The sequence below is a fragment of the Streptomyces sp. NRRL S-920 genome, assembly GCF_000717945.1.
GTDB lineage: Bacteria > Actinomycetota > Actinomycetes > Streptomycetales > Streptomycetaceae > Streptomyces > Streptomyces alboniger.
Genome location: NZ_JODF01000052.1, coordinates 31,065 through 44,870 on the forward strand (window position 1 = coordinate 31,065; position 13,806 = coordinate 44,870).

Here is a 13,806-nt window from a genome sequence, read left to right on the forward strand (position 1 = left end):
GCCCCCGCCCCACCGCCGCCGCGACCATGATCCACATGGCAACAGGACTGGCACGGGCGGCGCTGCGCGCGCACCGCCCGGCATTCATAGGCACCTCGGTGGCCGCGCTCTTCGCGGCGACCGTGGTGAGCGCGTCGACGATGATGCTCGGCACGACGAGTACCGAAAGCACCGAGGGTCTTTCCGCGTCGGCGCGTCGGCAGATCACGGAGAACGGCGTGGGCGACATGGCGATCGTCCTCCTGATCGGCTCTATCTACATGTCGATTTTCGTGGTCGTCTCGACCATGGGCACCGCCGTGGCACAGCAGCACCGCGAGCTGGCGATGGTGCGCTCCATCGGCGCGAAGCCCCGCCAGATCCGCCGCGCGGTGGTTCTCCAGGCCCTCGCCGCCTCCGTCCCCGCCGCGCTCGCCGGCTTCGCCCTCGGCGGTCTCGGCGCTCGCTGGTGGCACGCGGGCATGGTCTCCCACGGGCTGCTGCCCGCCGAGGCGACCTTCCGCTTCAGCTGGCTCGCACTGCCGGTCTGCGTGGGCGTCGCCGTGGTGACGACGACGCTCGCCGCCTTCTTCTCGGCGCTGCGCTTCTCCCTGCTGCGCCCGGCCCGCGCGCTCTCCGAAGCGGCGACCGGACGGCAGGGGCTCGGCATGCTGCGGGCGCCGCTCGGTGTGATCGCGGTCGCCGGGGCGTGCTTCGTGTCGGTGCTCCTGTCGAAGAAGCCCGCGGCCGAGGCGAGCGAGGGCGCCTTCCTCGTGCTCATCATGTTCTGCGTCGGCGCGGGGCTGCTGGGCCCGCGCATCATCGGCCCGGCGGCCTGGCTGGTCTCGGCGCTGATCGGCCGCGTCGGCCCGAGCGCCCGCCTCGCGATGCTCAACGTCCGCTCGCAGCCCCGCCGCTTCTCCGCCGCGGTCGTACCCCTCGTACTCGTCGTGGGCTTCGGCCTCACCAAGATCGGCATGCACACGACGGCTCAGCACCACACCGGCTCGGCGGGCAGCACCGGCGAGGTCTGGCTCGATTACGTGGGCACGGGGCTCTACGCGGGCTTCGCCGCCATCGCCGCGGCCAACACCCTCGCCATGATCTCCTTCGAGCGCCGCCGTGACGTGGCCCTGCTGCGGGTGGTGGGCAGCCAGCGCGCCCAGGTGCGGGCGATGGCGGCCTGGGAGGCCGTGGTCGTCGCGGGGACCGCGCTGCTGCTCGGCGGCGCGATCGCGCTAGGCACGCTCGCCCCGATCCTCAGCACGGCCTTCGGCTCCGCCCTGCCCTACCTGCCGTGGGCCGTCCCGACCGGCGTCGCCGCGGGCACGCTGCTCCTGACCCTGCTCGCCACCGGCCTGCCGGTCCGCGCGGTCATGCGCAGGCGCGCGATCTCGGTGGTCGGCGCAACGTAAACGGCCGGACGCCCCGTCAGGGGCGCGGGGAACTGCGCGCCCAGCCACGACGCTCCCGCAGGTACGCACCTGCGGCGAGGGGCCCGCACCCTTCGGGAGACGGCACGAGACGCCCCCCCCCAGGGGGCCGCACGACCGGTGACGCGCCCCGCCCGAACCGCCCCTCGGCGCGCGGCGGCGCTAGGGCGTGTCCGCAAAGTCCCGTCGTTCGCCCGCAGGGCGGGCGTCGCGGCGTCCGGTGCGTGCTCTCGGCGTGCCGACCGGAAGCCCTCGTACTGGGCGTACTTCGGCTTTCGGCCGACGCGGCGAGAGTGCGTGCCGGGCGTCGCGACGCAGACGGGACTTTACGGACACGCCCTAGTGCGGCGCCCCCCGCCACCCGGCGACCGGCAGCGCGAACTTGGCGACCAGTCGGTCGGTGAACGAGGCGTGGTGCAGTCGCGCGAGTCGCACCGGCACCTCGCCCCGGCGCACCTCCACCCGCGCGCCCGAGGGCAGTTCGACGGTCCGCCGGCCGTCGCACCACAGCACCCCGTGCGGGGTGTGCGGCTGGACCTCGACGGCGAGCACCGAGTCCGGCGAGGTCACCAGCGGCTTGGCGAACAGGGCGTGCGCGCTGATCGGCACCATGAGCAGCGCCTCCACCTCGGGCCACACCACGGGGCCGCCCGCCGAGAACGCGTACGCCGTCGAGCCGGTCGGTGTCGCGCAGACGATGCCGTCGCAGCCGAAGCCGGTGACCGGCCGCCCGTCGATCTCCAGGACGACCTCGAGCATCCGCTCGGGCGACACCTTCTGCACGGCGGCCTCGTTCAGCGCCCAGTCGCGGTGCACGACGTCGCCGTTGCGGTGCACGATGACGTCGATCGTCATGCGCTCCTCGACCTCGTACTCCTTGGTGACCACCCGGTCGACGACCTTGTCGAGGTCGTCCCGCTCGGCCTCGGCGAGGAAGCCCACGCGCCCGAGGTTCACCCCGAGCATCGGCACCCCGGAGGCCCGCGCGAAGTCGGCGCCGCGCAGCAGCGTCCCGTCACCGCCGAGGACGACGATCAGCTCGCAGTCGTCGATGCAGTCGGCGGTGGCCTCCCTGACCGTCTCGACGGCGGAGGGCAGCGGAAGGTCCGCGGCCTCCGCCTCCAGGACTCGTACGCCGATGCCGCTGCGCAGCAGCCCCTGGACGACGAGTTCGGCGCTGCGGATGGCCGCGGGCCGTCCGGTGTGCGCGAGCAGGAATACGGTTCGCGCTCTGGTCTGGGTCACTCGGCACTGAGTCAACGGGGCCCCTCCGCCACGGCACGGTCTACGTCCGCCGGGTCCAGCTCATCGGCCCCGGCGCGCAGCCACAGAAAGTACTCGACATTCCCCGAGGGTCCCGGCAGCGGGCTCGCGGTCACCCCGCGCACCCCGAGGCCGAGCCCCCACGCCTGACGTGCGACGCCGCGTACGGCATCGGCCCGCAGTTCGGCGCTGCGCACCACGCCGCCGCTGCCGAGCCGCTCCTTGCCCACCTCGAACTGCGGCTTGACCATCAGCACCAGGTCCGCGTCGGGGGCCGCGCACCGCACGAGGGCGGGCAGCACCAGGCCGAGCGGGATGAAGGAGAGGTCGCCGACGACGATGTCGACGGGCACGCCGTCGATCGCCTCCAGCGTCAACTCCCGTACGTTCGTGCGGTCCTTCACGGTGACCCGGTCATCGCTCTGCAACGACCAGGCGAGCTGGCCGTAGCCGACGTCCACGGCGACGACGTGCGCGGCGCCGGACCGCAGCAGCACGTCCGTGAAGCCGCCGGTGGAGGCGCCCGCGTCGAGCGCGCGCCGCCCCTCGACGACAAGACCCCGCGGCACGAAGGCGGCGAGGGCGCCCGCGAGCTTGTGACCGCCGCGCGAGACGTAGTCGGGGTCGCTGTCGTCCTGCGAGACCACGATCGGGGCGGCCGTCTCCACCTGTGTCGCCGCCTTGGTCGCGACGGTCTTGCCGACCGAGACACGGCCGGCGGAGATCAGCTGGCTCGCGTGCTCGCGCGAGCGCGCGAGCTTCCGCCGGACGAGTTCGGCGTCGAGGCGGCGTCGTGCCACTCCTGCCACGTTCGGTTCAGCTCCTGTCGTACGAGGATGACGGCGCACCGGTGGGTGCCGGTGGGCCGGGGCGTTCGTCGAGCGCGGTCAGCGCGTCGCGCAGGCCCCGGTGTACATCCTCGTACACCTCGATGTGGCCGTCGGTGGCGAGGTGGTCGGCGTCGCCGAGCCGGGCGAGGCAGGCGTCCACCTCGGTGCTGCCGGTGGCCGTGCGTCCGACGCCGAGGGGCGCGGGGGCGGCGGGGTCGTACGACGGTCCGTCCGGCTCTGCCTCCGCCTCTGGTGGTCCCGCGTGAGAGTCGCTCATGGCACGACGCTACCCCGAAGCGCTGCGGTACCGTCGATCACGATGGCGACCATGGCGGAGTGCCGCACGGCACTCGACGAACTCTCGGACAATCTCGCGTCCGCCGACGGCGACGTGCGCGGCGCCGCCGCGCTGAACCGCTCGCTGAGCTGCCACATCACCGACCTCGACGCCACCTTCACCGGCCGTCTCGAGAACGGCCGGATCACGCTGCTCGACACCCATGAGGGACCGCCCCGCGACAAGGCCGAGATCCGCCTGGCGATGACGGGGGACGACCTCGTCGCGTTGGTGGACGGCGAGTTGGGGTTCGCGAAGGCGTGGGCCTCCGGCCGGGTCGGGCTGGAGGCCGGCTTCCGGGACCTGCTGAAGCTCAGATCGCTGCTTTAGCCGGTGCCCGGCGCCCCGCGCGTGCGGCCGGGATCACCAGCGGCGTCCCGCTCTCCGGGTCGTCGATGATCCGGCACTGAATCCCGAACGTCTGCTCGACCAGCTCTGCCGTGACGATCTCGGAGGGCGCGCCCTCGGCGACCACCGCGCCGTCGCGCAGGGCGATGAGGTGCGTGGCGTAGCGCGCGGCGTGGTTCAGGTCGTGCAGGACGGCGACGAGGGTGCGGCCCTGCTCCTCATGGAGTTCGGCGCACAGGTCGAGGACGTCGAGCTGGTGCTGGATGTCGAGGAACGTGGTCGGCTCGTCGAGCAGCAGCAGCGGGGTCTGCTGGGCGAGGGCCATCGCGATCCATACGCGCTGGCGCTGACCGCCGGAGAGTTCGTCGACGTAGCGGTCGGCGAGTTCGCGTACGCCCGTCGACTCCATCGACTCGTCGACGATCCGCTCGTCCTCCTCGGACCACTGCCGCAGGAGGCCCTGGTGGGGGTAGCGGCCGCGCGCGACCAGGTCGGCGACCGTGATGCCGTCGGGCGCGATGGACGACTGGGGCAGCAGGCCGAGCGTCTTGGCGACCTTCTTCGCGGGCATCGACTGGATGACGTTCCCGTCGAGCAGCACCCGCCCCGCGGACGGCTTGAGCATCCGGGACAGGGCGCGCAGCAGCGTGGACTTGCCGCAGGCGTTGGGCCCCACGATCACGGTGAAGGAGTTGTCGGGGATCTCGACGGACAGCTTCTCGGCGATGACGCGCTGGTCGTAGCCGAGGGTGACGTCGTCGGCGATGAGCCGGTTCACAGCAGCACGCTCCTGGTCATGGGGTGGTACGCGTTCGTGGCGGGACTTCTCGGCGGGCACGGGCGTCATATCCGGCCCGCCTTGCGCTGGGTGACGAGCAGCCCCAGCAGGTAGACGCCACCGAGCACACCGGTGACGACGCCGACGGGCAGCTGGTCCGCGCCGAAGGCCCGCTGCGAGGCGAGGTCCGCGACGATCAGCAGGGCGGCGCCCATGAACATCGCCGGCATGAGGTTGGGCCCCGGCGAGCGCGTGAGGCGCCGGGCGAGCTGCGGCGCGGTGAGCGCGACGAAGCTGACCGGCCCCGCGGCGGCGGTGGCGGCCGCCGTGAGCAGCACGGACGCGGTGAGCAGCACGGCCCGGGTGCGTTCGACGCGTACGCCGAGCGCGTTCGCGACGTCGTCGCCCATCTCCAGCATCCGCAGCGGACGCCCGTACACGAGCACGAGCGGGACGAGGACGGCGCAGAGCGCGAGCAGCGGCCAGACCTGCTCCCAGTCGCGGCCGTTGAGCGAGCCGGTCAGCCAGACCACGGCACGGGCGGCGTCGACGAAGTCCGCCTTGGTGAGCAGATAGCCGTTGACGGCCGTGCTGAAGGCGGCGACGCCGATGCCGACGAGGACGAGCCGATAGCCGTGGACGCCGCGCTTCCAGGCGAGCAGATAGATGACGGCACCGGTCACGAGCCCGCCGACGAGCGCGCCGCCCGCGACCTCGACCGCGCTGCCCTGGAACAGGACGATCATGGTGAGCGCCCCGGCGGTCGAACCCTGGCCGAGGCCGAGGACGTCCGGACTGCCCAGCGGATTGCGGGAGACGGACTGGAAGAGGGCGCCGCCGAGCCCGAGGGCCGCGCCCACCAGGAGCCCGACGAGGACCCGCGGCAGCCGCAGTTCGTTGATGATGAAGTCCTGCCCGGCGTCGCCGTCGCCGAGCAGCGTGCGGATGACATCGGCGGCCGGGATGTCGAAGTCGCCGGTGCCGATCAGGACGACGCTCGCGGCGAGCGCGGCGACGAGGAGCAGGGTGACGACCGCGGTCGTGCGGACGTCGAGCCGGATGGACAGGCCCCGGGTACGTATCGCCTTCACAGCTGGGCCAACTTCCGCCGTCGTACGAGAAAGATGAAGACGGGCGCGCCGATGACCGCGGTCACGATGCCCACTTGGAGTTCCGAGGGACGCGCCACGATCCGTCCGACCACGTCCGCGCCGAGCAGCAGGACCGGCGAGAGGACGGCCGAGTACGGCAGGATCCAGCGCATGTCGGGGCCGGTGAAGGAGCGCACGATGTGCGGCACCATCAGGCCGATGAACACGATCGGCCCGCAGGCGGCCGTCGCAGCCCCGCACAGCAGGGTCGCCGCCGCCATCGACAGCGCGCGCGTGCGCGTGAGGTGGGCGCCGAGCGCGCGGGCGGTGTCGTCGCCCATGGCCATGGCGTTCAGCGGCCGGGCGAGGCCGAGCGCGAGCACGGTGCCGACCGCGAGGAAGGGCAGGACCTGCTGGATGGTGGTCATGTTGGCGGAGGCGAGTGAACCGACCGTCCAGAACCGCATCTTGTTGAGCGCGGCCCCGTCCATGATCATGACGGCCTGGAGATAGCCGTAGAGCGCCGCGCTGATCGCGGTACCGGCGAGGGCCAGCCGCACCGGCGTCGCGCCGCGCGCCCCGCCCAGGATGTAGAGCAGGACGCCGACGAGCGCCGCCCCCACGAAGGCGAACCACACATAGCCGCTCAGGGAGGTGACGCCGAAGAAGCTGATCGCGGTGACGACCGCGGCCGACGCGCCCAGGTTGATGCCGAGCAGACCGGGGTCGGCCAGCGGGTTGCGGGTGAGCGCCTGCAACACGGCACCGGAGAGTCCGAGCGCGACACCGGCGAGCAGCCCGAGCAGGGTGCGCGAGAGCCGCTCTCCGACGACGACATCGCCGTACGTGCCCGTGTCCTGAAACAGTCCGTGCCAGACCTGGTCCATGGACATCGGTTTGGCGCCGACCGCGATGCTCACGACGAAGACGAGCAGGAGGACGGCCACCGAGACGAGCAGCCCGATGCTGCGTATCGCGCGGCGTTTGGGAGGCGCGGGAGCGGTCTCCGCGCGGGGTTCTGGGGGACTGTCGACCAACACCAGGTTAGGTTAGCCTACCCTCGCAGCGTCCTGAGCCCTGGCCTGGCAGCTCACCGAACCTGCCCTCACACCGCCCTTCGACGAGAGAAGCGCCACCATGCCCGCACCGCGTCGGTCCCCCACGCGTGCCCCCCACCGCCGCGAGATACTCCTCGCGGGCGGCGCCCTCGGTCTCGGCGCCCTGCTCACCGCGTGCGGCGGCGACAGCGACACCTCCACCACCGGCAAGGACGGCAAGGGGCAAAAGGGCGGCAAGGCCTGGAGTTTCAAGGACGACCGGGGCAAGACCGTCACGACCGATGAGCACCCGAGGAACATCGTCGCCTTCGTGAGCACGGCGGCTGCCCTGCACGACTACGGCATCGAGTGCAAGGGCATCTTCGGCCCCTCCAAGCCCGTGGACGGCAAGCCCAGCCCACAGGCGGGCGACCTCGATCTCGACAAGCTGACCGACCTCGGCCACGCGTGGGGCCAGTTCAGCATCGAGAAGTACGCGGCCCTCCAACCCGACCTGCTCATCAGCAACATGTTCCCGCCGCCGAACCTCTGGTTCATCCCCGAGGAGAGCCGCAAGAAGATCGCCTCACTCGCCCCCACCGTCGGCATCAACGGCGCCCGCGTCTCCCTGCGCGAGCCCCTGAAGCGGTACACCGAACTGGCCGCCTCCCTCGGCGCGGACCTGGAGTCCGAGAAGGTACGGGCGGCCAAGGCCCGCTTCCAGAAGGCCGAACGGACCCTGCGCAAGGCCGCCGAGGCCAACCGCGGCCTCAAGGTCATGGCGACGACCGGCGACGCCGAGAACATGTACGTCGCCGTCCCCGACAGCTACTGCGACCTCCACTACTTCAAGGACCTCGGCATCGAGTTCGTCGAGGGCAAGAAGAGCGACGAGTGGGGCTTCTGGGAGTTCCTCAGCTGGGAGAACGCCGACAAGTACCACGCCGACCTCATCATGATCGACAACCGTACGACCGCGCTGCCCCCCGAAGAGCTGGCGAAGAAGCCCACCTGGGCCCAGCTCCCCGCCGTCAAGGCCGGCCAGACCGTCCCGTGGTCGATGGAGGAGCGCTACAGCTACGCCGGATACGCCCCTGTCATTGAGCGGCTCGCCGCCGCCGTCGAGAAGTCGAAGAGGCTCAAGCGATGACCGACTCCCCCTACCAGTACTTCGACGTCGAGGTCCTGCGCACCGAGCGCCTCACCCCCGCCATGATCCGCGTGACCTTCGGCGGAGCCGATCTGTCGCGGATGGCGTCGGCCGGCCGCGACCAGCGCGTCAAGATCTTCCTGCCGCACCCGGGGCAGGACGCCCCGGTCATGCCGGACACCGGCAGCGGCGACGCCGCCGACTGGTACGCCGCCTGGTGCGCCCTCGACCCGGCGGTACGGGGCATCATGCGCACGTACACGACCCGTGAGCTGCGCCGCGACCCCGACGAGCTGGTCGTCGACTTCGCCGTCCACTGCGCGGACCCCTCGCCGGCCGACGGCCCCGCCACCAGCTGGGCGCGGACCGCCCGTCCCGGCGCCCGCATCGGCGTGCTCGCCCCGGTCGAGGCGGAGAACGCCGCGTACGACTTCCGGCCGCCGCAGGACACCGACTGGCTGCTCCTGACCGCCGACGAGTCGGCGCTCCCGGCCGTCGCGGGCATCCTCGAAACGCTGCCGTCCGGCCTGCCGACGCGCGTGTGGATCGAGGTCCACGACCTGGCCGACCGCCAGCCCCTGCCCACCAAGGCCGACGCCGAGATCCACTGGCTCACCCGGGAGGGCGCCACCACGGACGCGGTCCGCGGGGCGGACCTCCCCGAGGGAACGCCGTACGCCTGGATCGCGGGAGAGTCCGCGACCGTCAAGGCCGTACGCCGCCACCTCGTGGGCGAGCGCGGCTTCGACCGCAAGCGGGTGTCGTTCTCCGGCTACTGGCGCAAGAACACGACCACGGACGAGCTGATCGACCGCGGCGAGAACCCCTGAGCGGGCCCGAGCGTCCCTGACGGGGTCTCCCGCACCGGCCGCCCCTGAGCGACCTCGGGCTGTAGGCGTACCTACGGCCCAAGGCCCGCCCACAACCCAAGGCGCCCGACAGCCCGAGGCCCGCCCACAACCCGAAGCCCGCCTACAACCCGAGACGTGAGAGCGCCTTGCCCGCGTCCAGCGCGCAGCTGCCGTCCCCCGCCTCGGTCCACGCCGCCGCGCACAGCGCCCGCAGGCCGTCCATGGCCTCGCCCTCGCCGTCCAGCGCCAGTTCGTCACCGCGTACCGACGCCGTCCACCCGCCGCACCCGAAGCCGCCGTCCATCGGCGCCACTTCGGGCTGCCCGGCGAGCATGCCGCGCAGGTCCGCGTCCACATACGTCGGCCGGTGCTCGGGCCGCGCGGCGAGCAGCCGCGCGCCGTCCGTGACGCCCGTCAGCACCAGCAGCGAGTCCACCTCACCGTGGAACGCGCCCTCGATGTCCGTGTCGAGACGGTCGCCCACGACCAGCGGCCGCTCCGACCCCGTCCGCAGGATCGTCTCCCGGTGCATGGGGGGCAGCGGCTTGCCCGCCACCCGCGGCTCGGCGCCCGTCGCGATGCGTACGACCTCGACCGCCGCGCCGTTGCCCGGCGCGATGCCCCGCGCGCTCGGGATCGTCAGATCGGTGTTCGACGCGAACCACGGCACGCCGCGTGCGATCGCGTAACAGGCCTCGGCGAAACGCCCCCACGCCAGGTCCGGTCCCCCGTACCCCTGTACGACGGCCGCCGGATCGTCGTCGGCCGACTCGACCGGCTCAAGCCCCCGCTCCCGCAGCGCGACCCGCAGCCCCTCGCCCCCGATCACCAACACCCGCGCACCGGCGGGCACTTGCTCGCTCACCAGGCGGGCGACGGCCTGCGCCGAGGTGATGACGTCCGACGCGCCGGTCGCGATCCCCAGCTCCGTCAGGTGCTCCGCCACCGCGTCCGGCGTCCGCAGCGCGTTGTTCGTGACGTACGCGAGGTGCATCCCGCCCTCGCGCGCGGTCCCCAGCGACTCGACGGCGTGCGCGATGGCGTGCCCACCCGTGTACACCACTCCGTCCAGGTCGAGCAGAGCCGTGTCATAGGCCTCGCTCAGCGCCCGGCTGCTGCCATCGGGCCGCGTCCTGACGCGCCCGCCCGTGCCGTGGCCTGCGGTCTGGCTCATTACACATCGCTCCTCGCTCGATCCCACTCCCCCGATCATCGCTTATGCCACTGACACACATACGATGCCCTAATGAACACAGCGGGTCACACGGACACAGCCGGCCTCGACCTGATCCCGTTCCGGGGCGTGCGCTACGTCCCCGAACAGATCGGCAGTCTGGCCGCGGTGACCTCACCGCCCTACGACGTGGTCGTACGGCCCGACGGGTTGCTCCACCTGGAGTCCGCCGACCCGCACAACATCGTGCGTCTGATCCTCCCGCAGGCCACCACCCCGGCCGCCCGCAACCAACAGGCCGCGGACACCCTGCGCACCTGGCTCGGTGAGGGCATCCTCGCGCCCGACGACGAGCCGAGCCTGTATGTCTACGAACAACAGGACAGCGAGATCCTCCAGCGAGGCCTCATCGGCGCACTCCGGCTCTCCGAGGCCGACGACGGTATCGTCCTCCCCCACGAGGGCGTCATGCCGCACGTCGTCGAGGACCGCGCGGCCCTGATGCGGGCGACCTCCGCGAACCTCGAACCGCTCCTGCTGACCTACCGCAGCGACAGCGAGGCCGAACCCACCGGGGCGACGGCCGTCATAGAGCGCACGGCCAAACGAGAGCCGCTCCTGTCGACGACCACCGAGGACGGCTTCCACCACCGCCTGTGGGCCGTCACCGATCCGGCGGAGATCGCCGAGATCCAGTCAGATCTCGCCACCCACCAGGCCCTGATCGCGGACGGCCACCACCGCTGGGCGACCAACCTGCGGCTGCGCGCCGAGCACCCCTCGCCGAGCCCGTGGGACTACGGCCTGGTCCTCCTGGTGGATACCGCCCGCTACCCCCTGCGTGTCCGCGCGATCCACCGCTACCTCCATCGGCTGCCGGTGTCCGAGGCGCTCGCCGCCCTCGGCGACTCCTTCCGCGTACGCACCGTCGAGGGTCCCCTGGACCACGTGCTCGACGCCCTCGCCGGGGCCGCCTCCAAGGGCAACGCCTTCGTCCTCGCGGGCGACGGCGCCTTCCACCTCATAGATCACCCTTCGAGCGACCTCCTCGCCCGTACGATCCCGGACGACCGCCCCGAGGCCTGGCGCACCCTGGACGCGACGGTCCTGCACACCACGCTGCTCGACCACGTCTGGAAGATCCCGGACGCCCCGGAGCACATCGCGTACATCCACGACACCGCGGCGACCGTCGAGAAGGCCGAGCGCGACGGCGGTACGGCCGTCCTGATGCACCCGGTGCACGAGGAGGTCGTGCGCGACCTGGCCCGCCAGGGCGTCACGATGCCCCGCAAGTCGACATCGTTCGGCCCGAAGCCGGCCACGGGCCTGGTCCTGCGCGCCCTGGCCTTCTGACGGCATACGACAATCTGACGGGCATACGACAACGGGCGGGACCCCCTCAGGGAGTCCCGCCCGTTCTCAGTGATCTGTTTGGTCTGTCCGGCTATCCGGAAGCTCAGTCCTCGTCGTCGTCCGACGTGTCCTGGGCCGCCGCGGGAGCCTCGTCGGCGCCGTCGGTCTCGTCCTCACCGAGGGCGTCGACGAACTCGACGCCATCCAGCTCGGCGAGGCGGTCCGACGCGTCGGTGCTGCCGTCCTTGTCGGACTCGATGACCTTCGCGAACCACTCACGCGCCTCGTCCTCGCGACCGGCCGCCAGCAGCGCGTCGGCGTACGCGTAGCGCAGCCGTGCGGTCCAGGGCTGCACGGAGTTCGAGGCCAGCTCGGGGCTCTGGAGGGTGACGATGGCCGCGTCGATCTGGTCCATGTCACGGCGGGCGCCCGCGGCGACGAGCCGCATCTCGACCTGGCTCGCCTTGTCGAGCTTGTGCACCTCGGGCGCACCGGCCATGTCCAGCGCCTTCTCGGGCCGGCCGAGACCACGCTCGCAGTCCGCCATGACGGGCCACAGCTCGACGCTGCCGGTCATCCGCCGGGCAGCCCGGAACTCGGCGAGCGCCTCGCTGTACTTCTGGTTGGCGTACGCGGCGAAGCCGGCCGCCTCGCGCACGGCGGCGACCCTGGAGGCCAGCCGCAGGGCGATCTTCGAGTAGGCGTAGGCCTGCTCGGGGTCCTCGTCGATGAGGTTGGCGACCATCACCAGGTTCTTGGCGACGTCCTCGGCGAGGCCCTTCGGCAGGCTCTGTAGCTCCTGCTGTACGTCCTTGTCGATCTCGTGCCCGGTGACGTCCTCCGGGATCGGCAGCCGCCTGATGGGCTCGCGGTCACGGTCACCGCGGTCGTCACGCCCGCCGCGGTACCCACCGCGGTCACCGTCACGCCGGTCGTCACGGCCGCGGAACCCGCCGCCGCCCCGGTTGTCGTCACGCCGCGGCCCACGGGGGCCACGGTCGTCGCGACCCCGGTCGTCACGCCCGCCGCGGTAGCCACCGCCACCGCGGTTGTCGTCACGGCGGAAGCCACCGCGGTCGTCCCTGCGCTCACTGTCCCGACGGTCGTCACGACGGGGCGCGCTGGACCGGTCGTCGCGACGGAACCCGCCACGATCGCCCCCACGGTCGTTGTCCCGACGATCATCGCGGCGGTCGTCCCGACGATCGTCACGGCGGTCGTCGCGCCGGAAGGCCGGCCGGTCACCGTCGCGGCGGAAGCCACCACGCTCACGGTCGTCACGGCGGGGCCCGCTCGGCCGGTCGTCATTGTCCCGACGGTCATCACGCCGGAAGGCGGGCCGGTCACCATCACGGCGGTCGTTGTCACGGCGGTCGTCCCGGCGGTCGTCGCGACGGAAACCACCACGGTCGCCATCACGCCGGTCATCACGCCGGTCGTCGCGGCCACGGAACCCGCTGCCACCACGGTTGTCGTCACGCCGGAAGCCACCACGGTCGGGGCGGTCGCCGTCGCGACGGTCGTCACGGCGGTCGTCGCGCCGGAAGGCCGGCCGGTCACCGTCGCGGCGGAAGCCACCACGCTCACGGTCGTCACGGCGGGGCCCGCTCGGCCGGTCGGTCGCCACCGCGGTCGTTGTCCCGCCGTGGAGCCCCGCGGTATCCGCCCCGGTCGCCACCGTCCCGGCCGCGCTGGTCGCGCCCCGGTCGCTCGTCGGGAGAGTTGGTGGACATGGGTGACTCCTAGTCTTCGGTACCGCAGTCATTCTCGCGCAGCCGGGTTGCCGGCGCGCTTCGACAAAAACAAAAGGACCCCTGGTCCCAGCGTGAACGCTGGGACCAGGGGTCCTCCAAAGATTGTTCGGCGGCGTCCTACTCTCCCACAGGGTCCCCCCTGCAGTACCATCGGCGCTTTGAGGCTTAGCTTCCGGGTTCGGAATGTAACCGGGCGTTTCCCTCACGCTATGACCACCGAAACCCTATGAAATATCCCGCTGAAGAGCAGGATCTCAAACAGGGCAGCGAACAAGCACACTTTTCAATTAAATAGTGACGCTGTTCAGCCGACACAACTGTTCGTTGTTTCAGAACCAACACAGTGGACGCGAGCAACTGAGGACAAGCCCTCGGCCTATTAGTACCAGTCACCTCCACCCGTTACCGGGCTTCCAGATCTGGCC

The 13,806-nt window shown here is 71.8% G+C and carries 14 protein-coding genes and 1 rRNA gene; 5 read left to right on the top strand and 10 right to left on the bottom strand.

Annotation, left to right across the window (positions count from 1 at the left end):
- Window positions 1-35 precede the first annotated feature (35 nt).
- Window positions 36-1,394: an FtsX-like permease family protein gene (locus IG54_RS0128780; RefSeq protein ID WP_234336379.1), complete on the top strand. Its 1,359-nt coding sequence runs from the start codon at window positions 36-38 to the stop codon at window positions 1,392-1,394.
- A gap of 357 nt (window positions 1,395-1,751) precedes the next feature.
- On the opposite strand, the gene IG54_RS0128785 is transcribed toward IG54_RS0128780, so the two are convergent.
- Genes IG54_RS0128785 through IG54_RS0128795 form a run of 3 tightly spaced genes read right to left on the bottom strand, consistent with a single transcriptional unit; the run spans window position 1,752 to window position 3,782 of the window.
- Window positions 1,752-2,657, bottom strand: a complete 906-nt coding sequence (locus IG54_RS0128785) for an NAD kinase (RefSeq protein WP_030790842.1) — start codon at window positions 2,655-2,657, stop codon at window positions 1,752-1,754.
- An 11-nt stretch (window positions 2,658-2,668) separates the two neighbouring features.
- Window positions 2,669-3,484, bottom strand: coding sequence for a TlyA family RNA methyltransferase (locus IG54_RS0128790; protein WP_030790845.1), 816 nt, complete (start codon window positions 3,482-3,484; stop codon window positions 2,669-2,671).
- 7 nt (window positions 3,485-3,491) lie between these two features.
- Window positions 3,492-3,782: a hypothetical protein gene (locus tag IG54_RS0128795; RefSeq protein WP_030790848.1), complete on the bottom strand. Its 291-nt coding sequence runs from the start codon at window positions 3,780-3,782 to the stop codon at window positions 3,492-3,494.
- Between the two features lie 42 nt (window positions 3,783-3,824).
- Here IG54_RS0128795 and IG54_RS0128800 point away from each other — a divergent pair, with 42 nt between their 5' ends.
- Window positions 3,825-4,172 carry an alkyl sulfatase C-terminal domain-containing protein gene (locus IG54_RS0128800; RefSeq protein WP_030790851.1) on the top strand — a complete coding sequence of 116 codons (348 nt, stop codon included), beginning with the start codon at window positions 3,825-3,827 and terminating at the stop codon, window positions 4,170-4,172.
- On the opposite strand, the gene IG54_RS0128805 is transcribed toward IG54_RS0128800, so the two are convergent.
- The 3 genes from IG54_RS0128805 to IG54_RS0128815 are packed head-to-tail and all read right to left on the bottom strand — an operon-like array spanning window position 4,156 to window position 7,099.
- A complete protein-coding gene (locus IG54_RS0128805) occupies window positions 4,156-5,037 on the bottom strand; it encodes an ABC transporter ATP-binding protein (RefSeq protein ID WP_051820100.1) in 882 nt (293 codons plus the stop codon). The genes IG54_RS0128800 and IG54_RS0128805 overlap by 17 nt on opposite strands.
- Window positions 5,034-6,059, bottom strand: coding sequence for a FecCD family ABC transporter permease (locus IG54_RS0128810; protein ID WP_030790856.1), 1,026 nt, complete (start codon window positions 6,057-6,059; stop codon window positions 5,034-5,036). The genes IG54_RS0128805 and IG54_RS0128810 overlap by 4 nt, the downstream gene beginning before the upstream one ends.
- The gene (locus IG54_RS0128815) at window positions 6,056-7,099 is read right to left on the bottom strand and encodes a FecCD family ABC transporter permease (RefSeq protein WP_030790859.1); all 1,044 of its coding nucleotides are present in this window, start codon (window positions 7,097-7,099) and stop codon (window positions 6,056-6,058) included. The genes IG54_RS0128810 and IG54_RS0128815 overlap by 4 nt, the downstream gene beginning before the upstream one ends.
- Before the next feature lie 97 nt (window positions 7,100-7,196).
- Here IG54_RS0128815 and IG54_RS0128820 point away from each other — a divergent pair, with 97 nt between their 5' ends.
- A complete protein-coding gene (locus tag IG54_RS0128820; protein WP_030790862.1) occupies window positions 7,197-8,246 on the top strand; it encodes an ABC transporter substrate-binding protein in 1,050 nt (349 codons plus the stop codon).
- Window positions 8,243-9,076 carry a siderophore-interacting protein gene (locus tag IG54_RS0128825; RefSeq protein WP_030790865.1) on the top strand — a complete coding sequence of 278 codons (834 nt, stop codon included), beginning with the start codon at window positions 8,243-8,245 and terminating at the stop codon, window positions 9,074-9,076. The genes IG54_RS0128820 and IG54_RS0128825 overlap by 4 nt, the downstream gene beginning before the upstream one ends.
- A 142-nt stretch (window positions 9,077-9,218) precedes the next feature.
- On the opposite strand, the gene IG54_RS0128830 is transcribed toward IG54_RS0128825, so the two are convergent.
- Complete coding sequence (locus IG54_RS0128830) at window positions 9,219-10,271, bottom strand: HAD hydrolase-like protein (RefSeq protein ID WP_030790867.1); 1,053 nt, start codon at window positions 10,269-10,271, stop codon at window positions 9,219-9,221.
- Window positions 10,272-10,343: 72 nt separating this feature from the next.
- Here IG54_RS0128830 and IG54_RS0128835 point away from each other — a divergent pair, with 72 nt between their 5' ends.
- Window positions 10,344-11,627, top strand: coding sequence for a DUF1015 domain-containing protein (locus IG54_RS0128835; protein ID WP_030790870.1), 1,284 nt, complete (start codon window positions 10,344-10,346; stop codon window positions 11,625-11,627).
- 103 nt (window positions 11,628-11,730) lie between these two features.
- Here the strand turns inward: IG54_RS0128835 and IG54_RS41525 are convergent, their stop codons facing one another.
- The 3 genes from IG54_RS41525 to rrf all read right to left on the bottom strand — a co-directional run bounded on the left by IG54_RS41525 (window position 11,731) and on the right by rrf (window position 13,602).
- Window positions 11,731-12,480: a tetratricopeptide repeat protein gene (locus tag IG54_RS41525; protein ID WP_030790873.1), complete on the bottom strand. Its 750-nt coding sequence runs from the start codon at window positions 12,478-12,480 to the stop codon at window positions 11,731-11,733.
- Between the two features lie 739 nt (window positions 12,481-13,219).
- Window positions 13,220-13,360: a hypothetical protein gene (locus IG54_RS42210; RefSeq protein ID WP_158708939.1), complete on the bottom strand. Its 141-nt coding sequence runs from the start codon at window positions 13,358-13,360 to the stop codon at window positions 13,220-13,222.
- Between the two features lie 125 nt (window positions 13,361-13,485).
- Window positions 13,486-13,602, bottom strand: a 5S ribosomal RNA gene (gene rrf, locus IG54_RS0128845).
- Window positions 13,603-13,806: the final 204 nt, after the last annotated feature.